The organism is Burkholderia sp. FL-7-2-10-S1-D7 (assembly GCF_001524185.1).
Lineage (GTDB): Bacteria > Pseudomonadota > Gammaproteobacteria > Burkholderiales > Burkholderiaceae > Burkholderia > Burkholderia diffusa.
Map to the genome: position 1 here is coordinate 357,529 of NZ_LOWY01000014.1, position 18,965 is coordinate 376,493.

Here is an 18,965-nt window from a genome sequence, read left to right on the forward strand (position 1 = left end):
ACACCCATGAAAGTCCTGATCGTCGAAGACGAACCGAAAGTCGTCGAATACCTGAAGAGCGGCCTGACCGAGGAAGGCTGGGTCGTCGATACCGCGCTGGACGGCGAGGACGGCGCGTGGAAGGCCGTCGAATTCGAATACGACGTCGTCGTGCTCGACGTGATGCTGCCGAAGCTCGACGGCTTCGGCGTGCTGCGCGCGTTGCGCGCGCGGAATCAGACGCCCGTGATCATGCTGACCGCGCGCGACCGCGTCGACGATCGCGTGCGCGGGCTGCGCGGCGGCGCCGACGACTACCTGACCAAGCCCTTCTCGTTCCTCGAGCTGATCGAGCGGCTGCGCGCGCTGACGCGCCGCGCGCGCGTGCAGGAATCGACGCTGATCTCGATCGGCGACCTGCGCGTCGACCTGATCGGCCGGCGCGCGTCGCGCGACGGCACGCGCCTCGATCTGACCGCGCAGGAATTCCAGCTGCTCGGCGTGCTCGCGCGGCGCAGCGGCGAGGTGCTGTCGAAGACGACGATCGCGGAACTCGTATGGGACGTGAACTTCGACAGCAACGCGAACGTCGTCGAGACTGCGATCAAGCGCCTGCGCGCGAAGCTCGACGGCCCGTTCGCGCAGAAGCTGCTGCACACGATCCGCGGCATGGGCTACGTGCTCGAGGCGCGCGAGGACGCCGACAACGAGAGGCACGCATGAAACGTTCGATCACCCTGCGTCTGTCGGCGATGTTCGGCATCGTGTCGCTGCTCGTGTTCACGCTGGTCGGCTGCGGGCTGTTCGTGATGATGGAGCGCCAGTTGTTTGCCGAACTGCGCATGACGATCGACACGCGCGCGAAGGTCGCGCAGATGATCGTGTTGCACGCGACCACAGCCGCGCGCGGCCACCTGATGCAGGAAAAGCTCGCCGACCTCGAACCGCCCGACGGGTCGACGCGTTACCAGATCGACAGCCCCGACGCCGCCTTCCGCTTCGGTCATCCGGTCGACGGCGTGCCCCTCGGCAAGCCGTTCGGTGCGTTCCAGCAGTACGCGCTCAACCACAGCAGCTACAACGTGATGACGAAGACCGTCCCGATCGCGGGCAACGGGGAGCGCCCCGATGTGAAGCTGATCGTCGCGTCGTCGTGCGAGCGCACGCAGCGGATGCTGCGCCGTTTCGTGTGGACGCTCGCGGCGCTGATCGCGATCGCTACCGTCGTGACGCTGCTGCTGGGCCGCGCGGTCGCGCGCTTCGGGCTCGCGCCGCTCGAACGGCTGTCGCAGGACGCGGCGGCGATCAACGCCACCAACCGCCGCCAGCGGTTGCACACCGACGCGCTGCCGACCGAGCTGCGCGATCTGGCCGCGTCGTTCAACGGTGCGCTCGAGCGCATCCAGCAGACCTACGCGCGGCTCGAGGCGTTCAACGCGGACGTCGCACACGAATTGCGCACGCCGATCAGCATCCTGATCGGCCAGACCCAGGTCGCGCTGACGAGCCGCGACCGCTCGGTCGACCGGATGCGACAGACGCTGCAGTCGAACCTCGAAGAATTCGAACGGCTGCGCGTCATCATCAACGACATGCTGTTCCTGTCGCGCAGCGATCGCGGCGAGCGCGCGACCGACCTGAAGCACGTATCGCTCGCCGACGAAGTGCGGCGCATGCTCGACTTCCTCGAGATTCCGCTGGACGAAGCGCAGTTGCGCACCGAACTGCACGGCGATGCGCACGCGGCCGTCGACCCGTCGCTGTTCCGCCGCGCGATGACCAACCTGTTGATCAACGCGATCCAGCATTCGGCGCCCGGTGCGACGCTGAAGGTGACGATCACGCCGCGCGACACGCTCGTCGACGTGTCGGTTGCCAACCCCGGCGAACCGATCGACCCCGTGCAGCGCTCGCACGTGTTCGAGCGCTTCTACCGGCTCGAGGAAGCGCGCGCGAACAGCAAGGAGAACCACGGGCTCGGGCTGTCGATCGTCAAGGCCGTCGCGGAGATGCACGGCGGCAGCGTGTTCGTCGCGTGCTCTGGCGGCGTCAATACGTTCGGCTTCTCGGTGTCGACGCAGCTGTGCAGCGTCGGCCCGCTGCGCGCGACCGACGCGGGCGACCCGCCCGCGCTGCGGCCGGCGCACGCGCCGCGCGCGGTGCATTGACGGCGCCCGCACCGCCGAGGGCAGTTTTCTTCAATACGGACACGCGCGGCTTCTTTAGTCTCGATGCGACTTTCACATTCGCATGGAGACACATGATGAGCATGCTGGTTTCGATGGCCGCGTTCGCGCTGGCGTCGTCGATCACGCCCGGTCCCGTCAACATCGTCGCGCTCGGCGCGGGCGCGCGCCACGGTCTCGGCGCGAGCCTGCGCTATGCGGCCGGCGCGACGCTCGGCTTCGTCGCGCTGTTCCTGCTGATCGGCCTCGGACTACACGCGGCGCTCGCGCGCTGGCCGATGCTGACTGCGGCCACCCAATGGTCCGGGATCGCGTTCCTGCTTTACCTCGCGCTGCGGCTGGCGCTCGACGACGGCCGGCTGTCGGCCGATCCGGCCGATCCGGCCGATCCGGACGCGCCAGACGTCGCTGGCCCGTCGGCGGCGGCCGGCGCAGCGATGCAATGGCTGAATCCGAAGGCGTGGCTTGCGTGCGTGGCCGCGATGGGCGCGTATGCGGCCGATGGCGATCGCGCGCAGGTGTGGCAATTCGCGGCGCTGTATCTGGTGATCTGCTTCGCGTCGATCGCGTGCTGGGGGTATGCGGGTGCGTCGCTGCGGCACTGGCTCGCGAATGCGCGGCGGATGCGGCTGTTCAACCGCGCGATGGCGCTGCTGCTCGCGGGCAGCGCGCTTTATCTGCTCGATGTTTAGTGCCGTTGCTTCGGTGTGTGGTCGCAGCGCCGGTGCCGCCTGCGACCGATGATACGGGCCGTCGCCGGTCTGCGCTCTGCGCCACCGGCATCGCCCCACGGTTCGCCGGTCAACTCGCGGCGCTTCGATACTGCCCCGGCGTGGCGGCCGCGATGCGCCGGAATGCGCGCTGGAAATGCGCCTGGTCCGCAAAGCCCGCATCGAGCGCGACCTCGGCGATCGGCCGTCCGCGGCGCAGTTCCGCGCGGCCGTACTGCACGCGACGGTCGACCAGGAACGCATGCGGCGTCATCCCGTAGCGGGCGTTGAACGCGCGAATCAGGTAGGACGGCGACAGGTCGGCGGCCGCGCAGATCGCATCGAGCGTGACGGCCTGACGGCAATGCGCAGCGATGTAGTCGGCCGCGCGCGCGAGCTTCGCGTTGTCGGCCCCGCGCCGCGTATCGACGGGCAACTCGCGATCGAGCGCGCTGTGCAGCCGCGTGAAGAATTCGACCGCCGCGCTTTCCTTGCCAAGCGGATCGATGCCGGGTGCCACGAGCGTGCGGTAAAAGCCGCCGAACTGCGCGAACAGGTCGCGTCGTTCCGTCAACTTTGGCGAAAAACCGTGAAAATCGCTGTTCGGGTCACGCCCGAGCGCATGCTGCAGCCGTGCGAGCCACGGCACGTCGACATAGACCATCCGGTACGCCCATGCGTCCGGGCCATACGGATTGCACGCATGCACCTGCTCCGGGTCGATGATCACGAGCACGCCGCGCCCGACGCGTTCCTTCGTCGCACCGTTCAGGTAGGTGCTCGTGCCGCCGACGATCGCGCCGAGCGAAAACGTATCGTGCGTGTGCTTCGCGTAGCAGAACGTCCGGCCGTCGTCGACGGTGCGCGCCTCGATGAACGGCAGCGCGGCGTCGCGCCAGAACGGCGACGGCACGGCGAGGGGGTTGGCGGAACGGCTCACGCGACGGGCTCCCGGATCGGACGGCGAACGCACACCGTACAAGACTGCGCTGCGCGATGCAACCGCGACCCGACGCTTCGCGGCCGAATCGCCTAAGCTATGAATTCGGCCGACGCGGCCCCCGCGGCGGTTCCCGTTCCCTCTTCCAACCGGTACATTCATGCACATCGATCTGACAGGCAAGACCGCGGTCGTCACCGCTTCCACCGCCGGCATCGGGCTGGCGATCGCCGAAGGGCTCGCGAAGGCCGGCGCACGTGTCGTCGTCAACGGACGCAGCGACAAGTCGGTCGATGCCGCGCTCGCACAGCTGCGCAGCGCGGTACCCGGTGCGGACATCGACGGCGTCGCCGCCGACCTGTCCGACGCATCCGGCGTCGCGCGCGTCACGCAGCACACGCCGGAGGCCGACATCCTCGTCAACAACGCGGGCATCTACGGGCTGAAGGCGTTCTTCGACATCGACGACGACGAATGGGCGCATTACTTCCAGATGAACGTGATGTCCGGCGTGCGTCTCGCGCGGCACTATCTGAAGGGGATGCTCGCGCGCAACACGGGCCGCGTCGTGTTCATTTCATCAGAATCGGGCCTGAACATCCCGGTCGACATGATTCACTACGGGTTCACGAAAACCGCGCAGCTCGCGATCGCGCGCGGCCTCGCGAAACTCGCGGCCGGAACCAACGTGACCGTCAATTCCGTGCTGCCAGGGCCGACGATGTCGGAAGGCGTGCGCGCGCTGCTGAAGGACACGGCCGACGCAACGGGCCGCAGCATCGACGAAGTCGCGGTGGATTTCGTGCGCAGCGAGCGCGCGAGCTCGATCATCCAGCGCCCGGCTACGACGGAGGAAGTCGCGAATATGGTCGTGTATGTCTGCTCGCCGCAGGCTTCGGCCACGACGGGCGCGGCGTTGCGCGTCGACGGCGGCGTGGTCGACACGATAGCGTGACGATTGCGTGACACGCTCGCACGGCGCATGGCGGCCGCGCTATCGCGAAGCCGCCTTGTCCGACTGAAGCGTGCCCTTGCGGTCGGCGTCCATGCAGGTATCGAAGCCGTGTTGCGTGACGGCACCGGCCTTGTCGAACACGACGAAGTACGCCCGGTGATCGTTGCCGCGCTCGATGAAGTAGTTGTAGCAGACGCCGCTGCCGTTACGGACCATCCACACGCTGCGCGGGTTGCCGCCCGCGCGGACGACATCGGCGCGCGTCGCGCCGTGCCGCGACGCGGCCCGCGCCAGCGGCGTGCGCGAATAGGAGAACGGCAGCCACGAGTCGAACCACGCGCAACCGTGCAGCATCAGGCAACTGGCGGCCAGCGACAATGTCGCTGCGCGACGGGACATCGGAATCAATCGCATGCTTGGGAAATCTGCTGCGCCGTGCCGGCGTGATCGAAAGCCCCATGCTACTAGACCTTTGGGTCCGGATCGAAAAGAAATGTAGAGACTTGTGTCCGACGCCGCGCTCGGCGCGGCCCGGCGCACGCCCGATCGTTGCGAAACATCATGCGCCGCGCGGGCCCGCACACGCGTCAATGCCGTTGCGCCGATGGCCCGGATCTGCGCAATGAGCCTCGTCGTCAAGCGACCCACTCGGCCCACAGCATCGTCAGCACCGTCATCAGCGCCGGGCCGACGAACAGTCCGATCAGGCCGAACGACTCGGCGCCGCCGAGGATGCCGAACAGCACGAGCAGGAACGGCAGGCGGGTCGAGCTGCCGATCAGCACCGGCCGCACGAAATGCTCGGCGACGAACACGACCACGAAGCCGAGCGCCAGCACCACGACGGCCCACGCGGTCGCCCCCTGCACGAACAGCCAGAGCGCCGCGCCGCAGAACACGATCGGCGCGCAGAACGGCAGCATCGCCGCGACGGCCGTGACGAGGCCGAGCAGCGCCGCGTGCGGAACGCCCGCGAGCGCATACCCGACGCCGAGAATGGCGCCCTCGCCCAGCCCGACGACGACCAGCCCCGTCACCGTGCCGTACACGGCTGCGACCATCCGTTCGATCAGGTCCGCCCCGCCGCCGCCGAACGCACGCCGCGCGCCCTCCAGCAACGCGCCCGACAACTTGTGGCCGGCCCTTATGATCACGAACAGCGTGACCAGCATGAAGCCGAACTCGAAGAGCGCATGCGCGAGCTTCGTGCCGAACTGCCGGCCGAACGCGATGAACTTCTCTCCGCTCGCGCCATGCATCGCGGCGCCCGCGTGCAGCGGATGACCGAGATTGGCCTGCCACCACTCGGTGACCTGCGCGGCGCCGTACGGCAACCGGCCGACGACGTCCGGCAGTGGAATGCCGTTGTCCTGGATCGACTGCAGCCAGATGCGCAGGTCGTGCGCCTGCGAGATCGCCTGGCCGAGCGCAATGGCGATCGGCAGCACGACCAGCAGCGACACGCCCGCGGTGATCGCGGTCGCGATCAGGGTCGGCCGGTCGCGAAACCAGCGGTGCGATTCGAAGCGTTTCAGCAACGGCCACAACGCGATCGCAATCACGCATGCCCACGCGATAGCGGGAAGAAAATCGCGGATCACCCACAGCGCGAGCACCAACAGCGCTGCATACAGCACGGCGCGGGCGATCTGCTGGGCACGCGGCCGCGCGGCGGAATCCTGGGAAGGCGAGACATCTGCGCGCATGGCACCTCTGTCGAAATGAAAAAATGGCGGTTCGCGCGGGCCAAGGGCCGGTGCGAACCGCCATTCTATCCATCGATACCGCCACGGCACGCGGACGCGATGCCAAGCATTGTCAAATGCGTGCCGCGCACGTCACGCGCGCCGCGCGGTGCGACGCGCGCTCAGGCCGCCTTGTCGGCGACGCGATAGCGTTCGAGCCAGTGCGCGTACGGCGCAGGCAGCGTCCACGACGGACGCTCGACGCCGAGCTGTTTGGCCGCGTAGTACGGCCAGTGCGGATCGGCCAGATGGGCGCGGCCGACCATCACGAGGTCGAGCTGCTGTTCGGCGACGACGCGCTCGGCCAGTTGAGGCGTGTCGATCCCCCATGCGGACGACACCGGTATGCCGGCCTCGCGGCGCACGCGTTCAGCGATCGGCGCGAGGAAGGCGGGGCCCCACGGAATCTGCGCATCGGGCGTCGAGAAGCCGACCGACACGCTCAGCATGTCGAGGCCTTCCTGCTTCATCCGCTGCGTGAGCGCGATGGATTCGGCGAGCGTCTCTTCGTCGCGGCCGTCGTATTCGATCACGCCCAGACGCGCGGTCAGCGGCAGGTGCTCCGGCCAGACCTGGCGGACGGCCTTCAGCGTGTCGACGAGGAAACGGCCGCGGTTTTCAACCGAGCCGCCGTACTCGTCGTCGCGCTGGTTCGAATGCACGGAGAAGAAGCTCTGGCCGAGATAGCCGTGCGCGAAGTGCAGTTCGAGCCATTCGAAGCCGAGGTCGCGGGCACGCTTGGCCGCCGCGACGAAGTCGACCTGCACGCGTGCGATGTCGTCGTGCGTCATCGCGCGCGGCGTCTTCGGCAAATGCGCGCCGAACGGCACGGCCGACGGTGCGATGGTCTGCCAGCCGCGCGGATCGCCGTCGGCGATATGGTCGTCGCCTTCCCACGGACGGTTCGCGCTCGCCTTGCGGCCCGCATGCGCGATCTGGATGCCCGGCACCGCGCCGGCCGCCTTGATCGCCGCGACCGACGGCGCGAACGCCTCGGCCTGCGCATCGTTCCACAGCCCGGCGCAGCCCGGCGTGATACGACCTTCCGGCGACACGGCCGTCGCCTCAGCGATCACGAGGCCCGCGCCGCCGCGCGCGATGCCGGCCAGATGCACGTGATGCCAGTTGTTGACGACGCCGTCTTCGGCGACGTACTGGCACATCGGCGGCACCGCAATGCGGTTGCGCAGCGTGACATCCTTGAGTTTGAACGGTTCGAACAGGGCAGACATCCACCACTCCTTTGCTTGGTTCTACGAAACGACTGGATGAGCCGACGTGCGGTGCGCACGACGGAACGGTTCGGGTCGTCGCCGGGCCGGATGCGCCCGACGACGAAACGGCCAGATGCCGGCCATGCCGGCACCGCGCCGGCTTACTGACGGCCGAGCTTCTCGAGCAGCGCCTCGGCAGCGGGCTGCGACGACGCGGGGTTCTGCCCCGTGATCAGCAGCCCGTCGGTGACGACATGCGGCGCCCAGTCGGCGCTGCGCTCGAACTGCGCGCCGTTGGTCTTCAGCATGTCCTCGACGAGGAACGGCACCACTTCCGTCAGTTCGACGGCCGCTTCCTCGCTGTTGGTGAAGCCCGTCGCACGCTTGCCGCGCACGACCGATTCGCCGGTCTTCGGATCCTTCACGTGGCGCAACACACCCGGCGCGTGGCACACGGCCGCGACCGGCTTGCCCGCCGCCAGCGCGCGCTCGATCAGGCCGATCGAGTGCAGGTCCTCGGCGAGATCCCACAGCGGGCCGTGCCCGCCCGGATAGAACACCGCGTCGTAATCGTCGATCGACACGTCGGCCAGCTTGCGCGTGGCCGCGAGCGCGGCCTTGGCCGCGGGATCGGCGTCGAAGCGGCGCGTGGCGTCGGTCTGCGCGGACGGATCGCTGCTTTTCGGGTCGAGCGGCGGCTGGCCGCCCTTCGGCGACGCGAGCGTCAGCTCGACACCCGCATCCGTGAACGCGTAATACGGCGCGGCCAGTTCCTCGAGCCAGAAGCCGGTCTTCTTGCCGGTATCGCCGAGCGTGTCGTGCGAGGTCAGGACAACCAGAATCTTCATGATCGACACTCCTTCGAAATGGGGGAACGGAGCCGCGTCACGGCGGCAGCCAACGCGACGCACGTCACGTGCCGGCGACGACGGCGCGCCTGCCGGTTAGGCCGCTGGCACGCGTCAACGTGCCGGCTCCGGACCAAAAATATTGCCCGATTCTATTAGACCAGTCGTCTACAACTGGCTCAAAAAAATCGGCGACAGCGCCTGCACGACCAGCATTGCAGCGCGATATGGCATTTTCGCGTCCGTTGGCAGGAACCCTGTCGCATTCATGAGGCCGGATGATAGCCCCTGATTAGACCGGTCGTCTAGAAATCTGGCATTCAGCCCTGCCGCCGTCATGGCTTTTGCGCCGGAGCGCTTCCGGCAACGCTCGTTGCCGATCGCCCCCGCGCTGCGCGCCGCCGAAGCGGCTAGCCGTGCAACGGCCCGTCCGTATCGCCTGCCTCGATCATCGGCATCTCGAGCCGATGCCCGCGCACGCCGTCGGCGAGCAAGCCCAGCATCAGGTCCGCCAGCGCACGCCCCGTCGCATGCCCGGTCGGCTGCACCACCGCCGTCACCCGATGCGGATACGCGACCTCCGGCGGCACCCCGTCATAGACGATGAGCGACATGTCCCGTCCCAGCCGCAAGCCGCTGTCGACCAGCGCCCGGAACGCGCCGCCGCCCGCGATGTTGTTGTCGACGAGCAGCGCAGTCGGTCGTTCGGCCTGCGCGAGTAGCGCTTGTGCGCCCTGCTGCCCGCCTTCGCGCGTAAACGCACACTCGACGAGCAGCGACGGATCGGGTTCGATCCCGGCTTCGCGCAACGCCGCGAGGTAGCCGGCGCGGCGCTGCATCGCGAAATTCAGCGACAGCGGCGCACTGATCATCGCAATGCGGCGATGACCGAAGCCGATCAGGCGCCGCACCGCATCGCGCGCGCCCGCTTCGTTGTCGAAATCGAACCACGCGTAAGGCTGCGCGGTTTGCGTACGGCCGTACGCGACATACGGAAACGCATTCGAGCGCAGGTAAGCGAGGCGCGGATCGTCGACCAGCGTGCGCGCGACGATCAGCCCGTCGACCAGCCTGCCGTCGACGAGCCGGCGATACGTGTCGAGTTCGGCGTTCGGCCGCGCGGCCGCGATGATGAAGTCGAGATTGCGCTCGGCGAGCCGCTCGGTCATGCCCGCGACGACTTCACCGAAGCGCGGGTCACCCAGATCGCCGGCTCCGAACGGATACACGATGCCGATCGTATCGGCACGCCCCGTCGCCAGCCGCCGTGCGGTCGGATCCGCGACATAACCGAGTTCGCGCGCAGCCTTCATCACGCGCTCGCGGGTCGCCTCGCTCACATCGTCGTAGCCGTTCAGCGCCCGACTGACCGTCGTGCGCGACAGCCCGAGCGCATCCGACAGCGCCTTCAGATTCACCTTCACGTCGCTCCTCGCGTTGTGCATGCCATTCGTTCAACCGGCTCGCCGCGGCAATTATTTCCGAATGGCAGTTATTACCGTCAAATAATTATCTTTTGACGCCCAAACCGGTTTGAAATAGCATCCAAACCGGTTTGGATGTCGACATCACCTCAGCAGTTCCTTTTCACCGTCAACGGAAACAACGCCGACATGACTGACTTTCCTTTTTGCCGCGCGACCGCGGCCAAACGTTTGCTGTTCGCTGGCGCGGCACTGGCCGCCTTCGCGTGCGCGTCGTCCGTCGCGCACGCGCAGAGCACCGGCGCCCCCGCCCCCACGCCGCATACGCAGCAGGCCTACGATCCCGAAGGCAACTTCACGATGCGCTGGACCCGCGCGGACATCCGCCAGATCGTCGCGCAGTCGCATACGGCCGGCGCCGACAAGAACTCGCTGCCGCAGTCGCTGACGATGCCGGACATCCCGCAGGATTTCCCGCTGATCAACTCGAACGTGTGGGTCTGGGATACCTGGCCGCTGGCCGACCTGCGCGCGAACCAGCTCAGCTACAAGGGCTGGGAGGTGATCTTCTCGCTCACGGCCGATCCGCACGCCGGATACACGTTCGACGATCGTCACGTCCATGCGCGCATCGGGTTCTTCTATCGCCGTGCCGGCATTCCCGCGTCGCGGCGTCCCGCGAACGGCGGCTGGACCTGGGGCGGCCATCTGTTCCCGGACGGCGCGAGCGCCAAGGTGTTCGGCACGTCGCCGATGACCAACAACGCCGAATGGTCGGGTTCGGCCCGCCTCACGCATGGCGACAACGTCAGCCTGTACTACACCGCGACTTCGTTCAACCGCTCGGCCCCCGGCGGCGCCGACATCACGCCGCCGCAGGCGATCATCACGCGCGCCGACGGCCACATCCATGCCGACGACAAGCACGTGTGGTTCAGCGGCTTCGACGATCACAAGGCGCTGCTGCAACCGGACGGCAACTACTACCAGACCGGCCAGCAGAACACCTATTTCTCGTTCCGCGATCCGTTCGTGTTCACCGATCCCGCGCATCCGGGCAAGACCTACATGGTGTTCGAAGGCAACACCGGCGGCCAGCGCGGCGCCCGGACCTGCACCGAGGCCGATCTCGGCTACGCGCCGAACGATCCGCACCGGGAAGACCTCAACGCCGTCATGAACTCGGGCGCAGTGTATCAAAAGGCCAACGTCGGCCTGGCGGTCGCGACGAATCCGCAACTGACCGAATGGAAGTTCCTGCCGCCGATCCTGTCGGCGAACTGCGTCGACGACCAGACCGAGCGCCCGCAGATCTATCTGAAGGATGGCAAGTACTACCTGTTCACGATCAGCCACCGCATGACGATGGCCGCGGGCGTCGACGGGCCGGACGGTGTCTACGGCTTCGTCGGCAATGGCATCCGCAGCGACTTCCTGCCGCTGAACGGCGGCAGCGGCCTCGTGCTCGGCAACCCGACCGATTTCTCCGCACCGGCCGGCGCGCCGTATTCGCAGGACCCGAACCAGAATCCGCGCGAATTCCAGTCGTATTCGCACTATGTGATGCCGGGCGGGCTCGTCGAATCGTTCATCGATGCGATCGGCCCGCGTCGCGGCGGCACGCTCGCGCCGACGGTGAAGGTGAACATCAGCGGCACGTCGACGGCGGTCGACCGCGCGTACGGACGCAGCGGCCTCGGCGGTTACGGCGACATCCCGGCAAACCTGCCGGCGACGGGCGCCGACCACAACGGTGGCCCCGGCACCCGTCCGTAACGGGTCCGCGACGGGCGCGGCGGGCACCGCCCGCCAGCGTCGAGGCGGCGCACGTCGCGCGTGTCGCGGGTGTGCCGCCTCTCTCCTTCGCAGAATCGCGCATGCTGCCGTCGCGAGCGGCATGCCCCCCCTTTCCCGCTTCGCGCGCCGAAGCACGGAACCCCGCATGAGATCGACGTTTTTTCGCTTTTCCCTCCGGATTGCCCGGCTGCTGCTCGCGTGTACGGCAAGCGCGGCCTGCACGCACGCCACCGCCGCGCCCTGCGACGCACCGCCCGAAACCGGCACGCCGCAATGGCGGCCGGCCCTGCACTACACACCGCAACGCAACTGGATGAACGATCCGAACGGCCTCGTCTACGAGAACGGCCGCTATCACCTGTTCTATCAGTACAACCCGCTCGGCCATGACTGGGGCAACATGTCGTGGGGCCATGCGACCAGCACCGACCTCGTCCACTGGCGCGAGCAGCCGGTCGCGATGCGCGCGAACGCGATGGAGGAAATTTTCTCCGGCTCGATCGTCGCCGACACGCGCAACACGTCCGGCCTCGGCGCGCCGGGCGCCACGCCGCTGGTTGCGCTTTACACGAGCGTCTACAAAGACGGCTCGGGTCACGCACCGGGCACGCAGGCACAATCGCTCGCGTACAGCCTCGATCACGGCGCGACGTGGCGGCCCTACGCGCACAACCCCGTGCTCACGCTCGATCCCGAGTCGAAACAGTTCCGCGACCCGAAAGTGTCGTGGTACGCGCCGGGACGCTACTGGCTGATGACGACCGTCGTCGCGGACGCGCAGGTCGTGAAGCTCTATCGGTCCGACGACCTGATCCACTGGTCGTTCCTGAGCGACTTCACGCTGCCGGACGTGCCGCATGCGGGCGTGCTGTGGGAAATGCCCGACCTCGTGCCGCTGCCCGTCGACGACGATCCGCGACACATCAAGTGGGTGATGATCGTCAACGTCAACCCGTGGTCGATCGCCGGCGGCTCCGGCGCGATGTATTTCATCGGCGACTTCGACGGTCGCACGTTCACGCCTGACCGCGTCGCGCCGGCCGGTTCCGATCCCGCGCGATTCCGCTGGGTCGATCACGGCGCCGACTTTTACGCCGCCGGCACGTTCTCCGGCGCGCCGGGCGCGCGGCCTGTCGCGATCGCATGGATGAGCAACTGGGATTACGCGGCGAAGGCGCCGACGGCGCCCTGGCGCGGCGCGGCCACGTTGCCGCGCGAGTTCGCGCTGAAGACGATCGGCGGCGAACCGACGCTCGTCGTGACGCCGGCCGCCGCGTTCGATGCGTGGGCCGACGGGCGGCCCGCCGTGCATGAGGGCAACCTGAACGTCGAGTCCGCCACCCGCGCACTGTCGGAAGCCACGCGCGGCATCGTCCAGCGCATCACGGTGACGATCGCGCCGCGGCGCGCGGCCCGCGCGGGCTTGATCGTCCGGGGATCGGCGGATGGCTCGATCGGCACCCGGATCGTGTACGACACGGCAAAGCGCACGCTGACGCTCGACCGCTCGCGCTCCGGCACGACGGATTTTGCCGGCACGTTCAGCCGCGAGCACATCGTCGATCTGCCGCTCGAGCACGGGCAACTGCGGCTCGAAATCGTCGTCGATCGCGGGTCGGTCGAGGTATTTGCGAACGGCGGCCGCGTCGCGCTGACGGACCTGATCTTTCCGCCGCGCGATGCGGACCGCGTGGCCGTGTTCGCCGAGCACGGCAGCGCGGCGTTCTCGGGGCTGACGGTGACGCAGCTCCACGGACGCGATCGGGCCGACGAAGTGCGTGACGCCTGCGCATCGCGCTAGCGATGCGATCGAACGGCGGGGTGCACCGCCCGACGTCGCGTCGGGTCGTGCGACCCCGCCGGTTATGCGCTCAGAGCAAACCCATCCCGCCCGACGCGATGATTTCCGCGCCGACGATGAACGCGGACTCCGGCGCGCTCAGGTGCAGCACCGTCGACGCGATTTCGTCCGGCGTGCCGAACCGGCCGACCGGGACGAGCCCCTTGATCTTCTCGGCCGTCTCGTCGAGCGTCGCCGCGTCGAGCCCGAGCTTGCCGTACAGCGGCGTCTGGACCGGGCCGGGGCTCACCACGTTCACCCGCACGCCGTGCGGCAGCAGCTCCGTCGACAACGTCTTCGCGAACGAATTGACGGCCGCCTTGCTCGCCGCGTACACCGACGAGCCGGGCATCCCGATGTGCGCGTTGATCGAGCCGTTGATCACGATCGACGCGCCGCGGTTCAGCAGCGGCACCAGCGACTGAATCTGGAAATACGCGCCCTTCACGTTGGTGTTGAACACGAGGTCCCACATGGCCTCGTCGCTGTCGGCGAACGGCGCGAGTTTCGCGACGCCCGCGTTGATGAACACGGCGTCGAGCCGCGCGCCTGCGGTCGAGATCGCGTCCGCCAGGGCGCGGGCCGACGCGACGCTGCCGGCTTCGTTGCGGATCGCGAGCGCGCCGTCGCCGAGCGACTCGCGCGCGGCGGCGAGCGTATGCTCGTCGCGACCGGTGATGATGACCCGCGCGCCTTCGGCCGCGAATGCCCGTGCGGCCGCCAGGCCGATGCCGCTGTTGCCGCCCGTGACGAGGACCGTTTTTCCTTCGAAGCGTTGCATGATGTTCTCCTGTGAACCGGTGAGTTGACCGTGAACACAGGATGCGCGCGGCGCGCGGCCTTGCCGTACGACGTACGGCGCGAACACGTTCGAAGATATCGAACATGTTCGCGCGGACTCGAGCGTCGGTCGACGCCGGTTTGCGTGGCAGCGGCTCCTGCAGTGCAGCTTGCGTTTGTCGTGCAATGTATGTAGTCTGCATATATGCACAATGCATATATACGTGAGCGCCGTCGATGACCAATCGTGCTGAAAATCTCCTGGGCGTGCTGGCACTGCTGATCGGCGACGAGATGAGCCAGCTCGATGTCGCGGCAACGCCGGTTGGCCAGACTGCGCGCGCCATGCTCAACGCGATCGGTCAGTATCCGGATTCGTCGATCGAACTGATCCGCGACGCGGTCGGACTGTCGCACCCCGCAGCGGTACGTGCAATTGCCGGGCTGGTGGATGCCGGGTTCGTCGACAAGCGTCCCGGCACGGACAAGCGCTCGGTTGCACTTGCGCTGACACCGGCCGGCCACGCCGAGATGCAGCGCCTGCGCGATGCGCGCGCGCGTCTGCTGTCCCGCATCGCGGGGCGCCTTGACACACATGAACGCGCGACGCTGGAACAGTTGCTGATCAAGATCCTGTGGCAGGAAACGCGCGATCCCTCGCATTCGATGCGACTCTGCCGCTTCTGCGACGACGCGCCCTGCCTCGCGGCCGGCTGCCCCGTCGACTGCCGGGAACACGGCCGGCCGATGCCGTCGGAGCCGGCGTGATGAGCCCACTCTGGCGCACCGTCGCGTCGCTGAACGCCGTGTCGGCATGCTCGCAGATCGCGCAGTTCGGCCTCGGCTTCATCGTGTTGCCGGTCTGGCTCGCCAGCCGCGGGCTGGACGCGTCGCAGGTCGGCCTGTTCTCGAGCGCACAATCGGCCGGCATGCTCGCGGGCCTCGCGGGCGCACCGGCGTTGCTCGCGCGCGTCGGCGCGAAGCGCACCGTGATGCTCGCGCTGGCCGCGACGCTAGCAGGGTTCGCGGCAATGAGCGTCGCCGGCTGGCCCCTGTGGGTCGCGCCGGGTGCGCTGATCGGGCTCGGGCTCGGCCTGCGCTGGATCGGCAACGAAACCTGGCTGTATGGGCTTGTCCCGCCGGAAACGAGCGGCCGTGTCGTCGGTGTGCACGAGGCGCTGATCGGCATCGGCGGGGTCGTCGCACCGGCATTCGCCGCCGCGTCGGGCGTCGACGGCCCGGCAACGTTCGCGGCCGGCGCCGGCCTCACGCTGCTCGCAGCGCTCCCGCTCGCACTCACCCCCTACGATCCGCGCCTGCATGTCAGGCCGTGCGAACGCAACGCACCATCCGCCCGGCACGCTCCACTCGGCCCGCTCGTCGGCCTCGGGATCGTGGTGGCGGCCGTGGGCGGGTTATGCGACGGCGCGCTGTACGGCTTGCTGTCGTTCTTCTCCGCAGGGCACGGCATGACGGGCGCACGCGCCACAACCCTGCTGACGCTGTTCGGGGTCGGCGCGATCGCGATGCAGTTTCCGGTCGGCTGGCTCGTCGATCGCGCCGGGCTCGCTGTCGCGATCGTGACGGCTGCCACCGTCGGCACGGCCGCCGCGCTCGGCCTCGCTTTCTCGGATCAGTCGTCGTGGCCGGCCACGCTCGCGGCAATCGCGCTGGGCGGCGCAACCAGCGCATTCCTGACCCTCGGCATGTGCGCGGCGGCGGCGGCACACACCGACGTGCCCGGGCGGGCGATGCGGCTGATATCGTTGGCGTTCGGCGTTGCGTCGATCGCCGGCCCGCTCGTCGCGAGCACGTTGATGAAGGCCTTCGGCAGCGACACGCTGATGACGATGCTTGCGCTGTCGAGCGGCATGCTGGCCACCTACGTGCTCGGCGTCGAGGCCGGGCGCCGCAGCGCGGGTCGCGCCCGGCTCTTGCGCTGAGCGGTGAGATAGCGCGCGGCCGGCGTGATCAGCCGACCACGTCGATCCCGTCGAGCAACCGCTGCGCGAGCCGCGGCTCGCGCAGTTGCTCCAGCCACCATTGCAGCGCGCGGCCGTCGCGGTCGCCGCGCCACGCGACGTACAGCACGTTCGGTTCGCGCTGATCCGCCGTTTCCTTCTCGACGAGCTCGCCGCGCGCGAGCAGCGACGCAACCCGCCGGCGCGGCACCCAGCCGACGCCGAGCCCGTCGCGCTGCGCGAGGATCTTCGCGCGCATCGACGGCACCGCGAGCACCGCCTGCCCGCCGAGCAGCCCGTATGCGCGGCCGACAGCCCGCCGCGACGAATCGGCGACGACGACCGCACGATGCGCGCAGATCGCGTCGCGGGTCAGTCGCTCGCTTGCCGCGGCCAGCACATGGCGCGGCGATACGGCGAACACCCATTCCATCGCGCCGAGCTCGAACCATTTGAAACCCGGAATCGCCGGCGGCTCGTTGGTCGCGCCGACGACCAGATCCGCGCGACCGTCGCGCAGCGCTTCCCAGGTGCCGCCGAGCACTTCGTGCGTGAAGCGCAGCGACACGCCCGAATCGAGCGCATCGAATGCGCGGACGACCGGCAGCAGCGTATCGAACTCCAGCACCTCGTCGGTGACGATCCACAGCCGGTCCTCCCAGCCGCTCGCGACCTGCCGCACGCGCTGCGTGAGCCGCGCGACGTCCAGCGCGAGGCGCGACGCCTCGTCGGTCAGCAGCTGGCCGGCCGGCGTGAGCTGCAGCCGGTAGCCGCGCCGGTCGAACAGCAGCGCGTCGAAACGCGTTTCGAGCTGTCGCGCGGCGTGCGACACCGTCGACGGCGCCTTGCCAAGCCGCGCGGCCGCCCGCGACAGGCTGCCGGTGGCGCGGATCGCATCGAGCAGCGCGAGTTCGTCTTCGGACAGCATGCGGGCACTCCGGTCGGGGATTGTGATGGATCGTAAGGCACCGGCGGGCGGCGGTCCAATCGAACGGCGCCGCGCCGCCTGTGTTCGGTGGATGCCGGGCCGGCCACGAACTTCCGGTATGCTCGTCGGCATCAAATTGCCATATTCGAGGTAAGCACTGCGATGGACATCGCGATCCGCATCGAAGGCCGTCACGACCTGACCGGGCAGATCTTTCGGCAACTGCGCACCGCGATCGTCGACGGGCGGCTCGAAGGCGGCGCCCGGCTGCCGTCGACGCGCGATCTCGCGAAGCAGCTCGGCGTGTCGCGCAAGACGACGCTCGACGCGTTCGAACGTCTCGTCGCCGAGGGCTTCCTGAACACGCGCGCGGGCGACGGCACGTTCGTCGCCGACGGTCTCGCGCGGGTGCCGCATGCGGCGGCCTCGACGCCGTCGCTCGTCGAGGCCACACCACCCGTCCACGCCGTCAACGCACGCGCGCTATGGGACGACCTGCCCGACGCGCTCGCGATGCCCGCGCCGCAGGACACGCCCGCGTTCGACTTCCGCGGCGGCGTGACCGACAAGACGTTGTTCCCGTTCGACGCGTGGCGCCGCTGCCTGCATCACGCGTTGCGCCAGCAGGCGCGCGGCCCCGGCCAGTACCACGACCCGGCCGGAGATCCCCAGTTGCGCGGCGCGATCGCGCGCTACGTCGCGTTCAGCCGCGCGGTCGCGTGCGGCTGGGACGACGTACTCGTCACGCAAGGCGCGCAACAGGCGCTGGACCTGATCGCGCGCGTGGTCGTGCGGCCGGGCGACGTCGTCGCGGTCGAGAATCCCGGCTATCCGCCGGCGCGCGCGGCGTTCGCGTCGCTCGGCGCGGCGGTGATCGGCGTGCCGGTCGATGCGCACGGCCTGATCGTCGAACGGCTGCCCGACGACGCGCGCCTCGTCTACGTGACGCCGTCGCACCAGTTCCCGCTCGGGATGCCGATGACGCTGGACCGGCGCGTCGCGCTGCTCGAATGGGCGCAGCGCCGCCGCGCGGTGATCATCGAGGACGATTACGACGGCGAATTCCGCTTCGAAGGCCGGCCGGTGGAGTCGCTCAAGAGCCTCGACCGCACCGGCCTCGTCGCGTACGTCGGCACGTTCTCGAAGACGATCTTTCCCGAACTGCGGATCGGCTACGCGATTCCGCCGCGCGCGCTGCGCGGCGCGCTCGCCAAGGCGAAGCAGATCGTCGACTGGCATACCTGCACACTCACGCAGGCGGCGCTCGCGCGCTTCATGCACGAAGGCGATTTCGCGCGGCATCTGCGGCGCGTGCAAAAGCACTACGACGCGCGCCGCAAGATGCTGCTCGCGCATTTGCGCGGCAGCCTCGCGCCGTGGTTCGACCCGATCGTGCCGACCGCCGGCATCCACCTCGCCGCGCACTTGAAACCGGGGCTCGATGAAGCCGCGCTGGTCCGTGCCGCCCGCGAGCACGACATCGGCCTGTACGGAATCGCGGCGTTCCACGTCGGCTCGGCGGCGCGCCCGGGGCTGCTGTTCGGCTATGGCGGGATCGACGCGCTGCGCATCGACACCGCGCTCGCGAAACTGGCCGCGCTGCTGGACTCGGGCAGCGTCGGCGGCGCGACACTGGTTACCTGAATTTTCCAAGAATT

At 68.6% G+C, this 18,965-nt stretch carries 17 protein-coding genes; 9 read left to right on the top strand and 8 right to left on the bottom strand.

Features of this window, described 5'->3' with window-relative positions:
* Positions 1–6: 6 nt before the first annotated feature.
* The 3 genes from WS75_RS06105 to WS75_RS06115 all read left to right on the top strand — a co-directional run bounded on the left by WS75_RS06105 (position 7) and on the right by WS75_RS06115 (position 2,857).
* Positions 7–702 carry a heavy metal response regulator transcription factor gene (locus tag WS75_RS06105; protein ID WP_059679609.1) on the top strand — a complete coding sequence of 232 codons (696 nt, stop codon included), beginning with the start codon at positions 7–9 and terminating at the stop codon, positions 700–702.
* Positions 699–2,147 (top strand): heavy metal sensor histidine kinase, encoded by a 1,449-nt coding sequence (locus WS75_RS06110; RefSeq protein ID WP_059679610.1) that lies wholly within the window; start codon positions 699–701, stop codon positions 2,145–2,147. Before WS75_RS06105 ends, WS75_RS06110 begins: the two co-directional genes overlap by 4 nt.
* Positions 2,148–2,242: 95 nt before the next feature.
* Positions 2,243–2,857 carry a LysE family translocator gene (locus WS75_RS06115; protein WP_059679746.1) on the top strand — a complete coding sequence of 205 codons (615 nt, stop codon included), beginning with the start codon at positions 2,243–2,245 and terminating at the stop codon, positions 2,855–2,857.
* A gap of 109 nt (positions 2,858–2,966) precedes the next feature.
* On the opposite strand, the gene WS75_RS06120 is transcribed toward WS75_RS06115, so the two are convergent.
* Positions 2,967–3,815 (bottom strand): AraC family transcriptional regulator, encoded by an 849-nt coding sequence (locus WS75_RS06120; RefSeq protein ID WP_059679611.1) that lies wholly within the window; start codon positions 3,813–3,815, stop codon positions 2,967–2,969.
* Positions 3,816–3,975: 160 nt separating this feature from the next.
* On the opposite strand from WS75_RS06120, the gene WS75_RS06125 reads away from it, so the two are divergent.
* Positions 3,976–4,770, top strand: coding sequence for an SDR family NAD(P)-dependent oxidoreductase (locus WS75_RS06125; RefSeq protein WP_059679612.1), 795 nt, complete (start codon positions 3,976–3,978; stop codon positions 4,768–4,770).
* A 39-nt stretch (positions 4,771–4,809) separates the two neighbouring features.
* Here WS75_RS06125 and WS75_RS06130 read toward each other — a convergent pair whose 3' ends face one another.
* The 5 genes from WS75_RS06130 to WS75_RS06150 form a co-directional block, all read right to left on the bottom strand.
* Complete coding sequence (locus WS75_RS06130) at positions 4,810–5,184, bottom strand: hypothetical protein (protein ID WP_059679613.1); 375 nt, start codon at positions 5,182–5,184, stop codon at positions 4,810–4,812.
* 221 nt (positions 5,185–5,405) lie between these two features.
* Complete coding sequence (locus WS75_RS06135) at positions 5,406–6,476, bottom strand: AI-2E family transporter (RefSeq protein ID WP_059679614.1); 1,071 nt, start codon at positions 6,474–6,476, stop codon at positions 5,406–5,408.
* A 161-nt stretch (positions 6,477–6,637) separates the two neighbouring features.
* Positions 6,638–7,747, bottom strand: coding sequence for an NADH:flavin oxidoreductase/NADH oxidase (locus WS75_RS06140; protein WP_059679615.1), 1,110 nt, complete (start codon positions 7,745–7,747; stop codon positions 6,638–6,640).
* A gap of 143 nt (positions 7,748–7,890) precedes the next feature.
* Complete coding sequence (locus WS75_RS06145) at positions 7,891–8,577, bottom strand: type 1 glutamine amidotransferase domain-containing protein (RefSeq protein WP_059679616.1); 687 nt, start codon at positions 8,575–8,577, stop codon at positions 7,891–7,893.
* 410 nt (positions 8,578–8,987) lie between these two features.
* On the bottom strand, positions 8,988–10,022 hold the full coding sequence (locus WS75_RS06150) for a substrate-binding domain-containing protein (protein WP_059679617.1): 1,035 nt from the start codon (positions 10,020–10,022) through the stop codon (positions 8,988–8,990).
* A gap of 168 nt (positions 10,023–10,190) precedes the next feature.
* Here WS75_RS06150 and WS75_RS06155 point away from each other — a divergent pair, with 168 nt between their 5' ends.
* Together WS75_RS06155 and WS75_RS06160 are read left to right on the top strand one after the other, a co-directional pair.
* Complete coding sequence (locus tag WS75_RS06155) at positions 10,191–11,777, top strand: glycoside hydrolase family 68 protein (protein WP_059679618.1); 1,587 nt, start codon at positions 10,191–10,193, stop codon at positions 11,775–11,777.
* Between the two features lie 166 nt (positions 11,778–11,943).
* Positions 11,944–13,599 (top strand): glycoside hydrolase family 32 protein, encoded by a 1,656-nt coding sequence (locus tag WS75_RS06160; RefSeq protein WP_059679619.1) that lies wholly within the window; start codon positions 11,944–11,946, stop codon positions 13,597–13,599.
* Between the two features lie 70 nt (positions 13,600–13,669).
* On the opposite strand, the gene WS75_RS06165 is transcribed toward WS75_RS06160, so the two are convergent.
* Entirely contained in the window at positions 13,670–14,419 is a 750-nt protein-coding gene (locus WS75_RS06165) for an SDR family oxidoreductase (protein ID WP_059679620.1), read from the bottom strand.
* Positions 14,420–14,655: 236 nt separating this feature from the next.
* On the opposite strand from WS75_RS06165, the gene WS75_RS06170 reads away from it, so the two are divergent.
* Positions 14,656–15,186: a MarR family winged helix-turn-helix transcriptional regulator gene (locus WS75_RS06170; RefSeq protein ID WP_059679621.1), complete on the top strand. Its 531-nt coding sequence runs from the start codon at positions 14,656–14,658 to the stop codon at positions 15,184–15,186.
* Entirely contained in the window at positions 15,186–16,361 is a 1,176-nt protein-coding gene (locus WS75_RS06175) for an MFS transporter (RefSeq protein WP_059679622.1), read from the top strand. The genes WS75_RS06170 and WS75_RS06175 overlap by 1 nt, the downstream gene beginning before the upstream one ends.
* A gap of 28 nt (positions 16,362–16,389) precedes the next feature.
* Here WS75_RS06175 and WS75_RS06180 read toward each other — a convergent pair whose 3' ends face one another.
* Positions 16,390–17,307 carry a LysR family transcriptional regulator gene (locus tag WS75_RS06180; protein WP_059679623.1) on the bottom strand — a complete coding sequence of 306 codons (918 nt, stop codon included), beginning with the start codon at positions 17,305–17,307 and terminating at the stop codon, positions 16,390–16,392.
* 162 nt (positions 17,308–17,469) lie between these two features.
* On the opposite strand from WS75_RS06180, the gene pdxR reads away from it, so the two are divergent.
* Entirely contained in the window at positions 17,470–18,951 is a 1,482-nt protein-coding gene (gene pdxR, locus WS75_RS06185; protein WP_059679624.1) for a MocR-like pyridoxine biosynthesis transcription factor PdxR, read from the top strand.
* The last annotated feature ends 14 nt before the right edge of the window (positions 18,952–18,965 follow it).

What these genes read in the sequence shown, in the direction of transcription:
- WS75_RS06105 (WP_059679609.1), top strand. Translation starts at nt 7, where the DNA reads ATGAAAGTCCTGATCGTCGAAGACGAACCGAAAGTCGTCGAATACCTG.
- WS75_RS06115 (WP_059679746.1), top strand. Translation starts at nt 2,243, where the DNA reads ATGAGCATGCTGGTTTCGATGGCCGCGTTCGCGCTGGCGTCGTCGATC.
- WS75_RS06145 (WP_059679616.1), bottom strand. Translation starts at nt 8,577, where the DNA reads ATGAAGATTCTGGTTGTCCTGACCTCGCACGACACGCTCGGCGATACC.
- WS75_RS06155 (WP_059679618.1), top strand. Translation starts at nt 10,191, where the DNA reads ATGACTGACTTTCCTTTTTGCCGCGCGACCGCGGCCAAACGTTTGCTG.
- WS75_RS06130 (WP_059679613.1), bottom strand. Translation starts at nt 5,184, where the DNA reads ATGCGATTGATTCCGATGTCCCGTCGCGCAGCGACATTGTCGCTGGCC.
- WS75_RS06140 (WP_059679615.1), bottom strand. Translation starts at nt 7,747, where the DNA reads ATGTCTGCCCTGTTCGAACCGTTCAAACTCAAGGATGTCACGCTGCGC.
- WS75_RS06135 (WP_059679614.1), bottom strand. Translation starts at nt 6,476, where the DNA reads ATGCGCGCAGATGTCTCGCCTTCCCAGGATTCCGCCGCGCGGCCGCGT.
- WS75_RS06180 (WP_059679623.1), bottom strand. Translation starts at nt 17,307, where the DNA reads ATGCTGTCCGAAGACGAACTCGCGCTGCTCGATGCGATCCGCGCCACC.
- WS75_RS06175 (WP_059679622.1), top strand. Translation starts at nt 15,186, where the DNA reads ATGAGCCCACTCTGGCGCACCGTCGCGTCGCTGAACGCCGTGTCGGCA.
- WS75_RS06110 (WP_059679610.1), top strand. Translation starts at nt 699, where the DNA reads ATGAAACGTTCGATCACCCTGCGTCTGTCGGCGATGTTCGGCATCGTG.
- WS75_RS06125 (WP_059679612.1), top strand. Translation starts at nt 3,976, where the DNA reads ATGCACATCGATCTGACAGGCAAGACCGCGGTCGTCACCGCTTCCACC.
- pdxR (WP_059679624.1), top strand. Translation starts at nt 17,470, where the DNA reads ATGGACATCGCGATCCGCATCGAAGGCCGTCACGACCTGACCGGGCAG.
- WS75_RS06170 (WP_059679621.1), top strand. Translation starts at nt 14,656, where the DNA reads ATGACCAATCGTGCTGAAAATCTCCTGGGCGTGCTGGCACTGCTGATC.
- WS75_RS06160 (WP_059679619.1), top strand. Translation starts at nt 11,944, where the DNA reads ATGAGATCGACGTTTTTTCGCTTTTCCCTCCGGATTGCCCGGCTGCTG.
- WS75_RS06150 (WP_059679617.1), bottom strand. Translation starts at nt 10,022, where the DNA reads ATGCACAACGCGAGGAGCGACGTGAAGGTGAATCTGAAGGCGCTGTCG.
- WS75_RS06165 (WP_059679620.1), bottom strand. Translation starts at nt 14,419, where the DNA reads ATGCAACGCTTCGAAGGAAAAACGGTCCTCGTCACGGGCGGCAACAGC.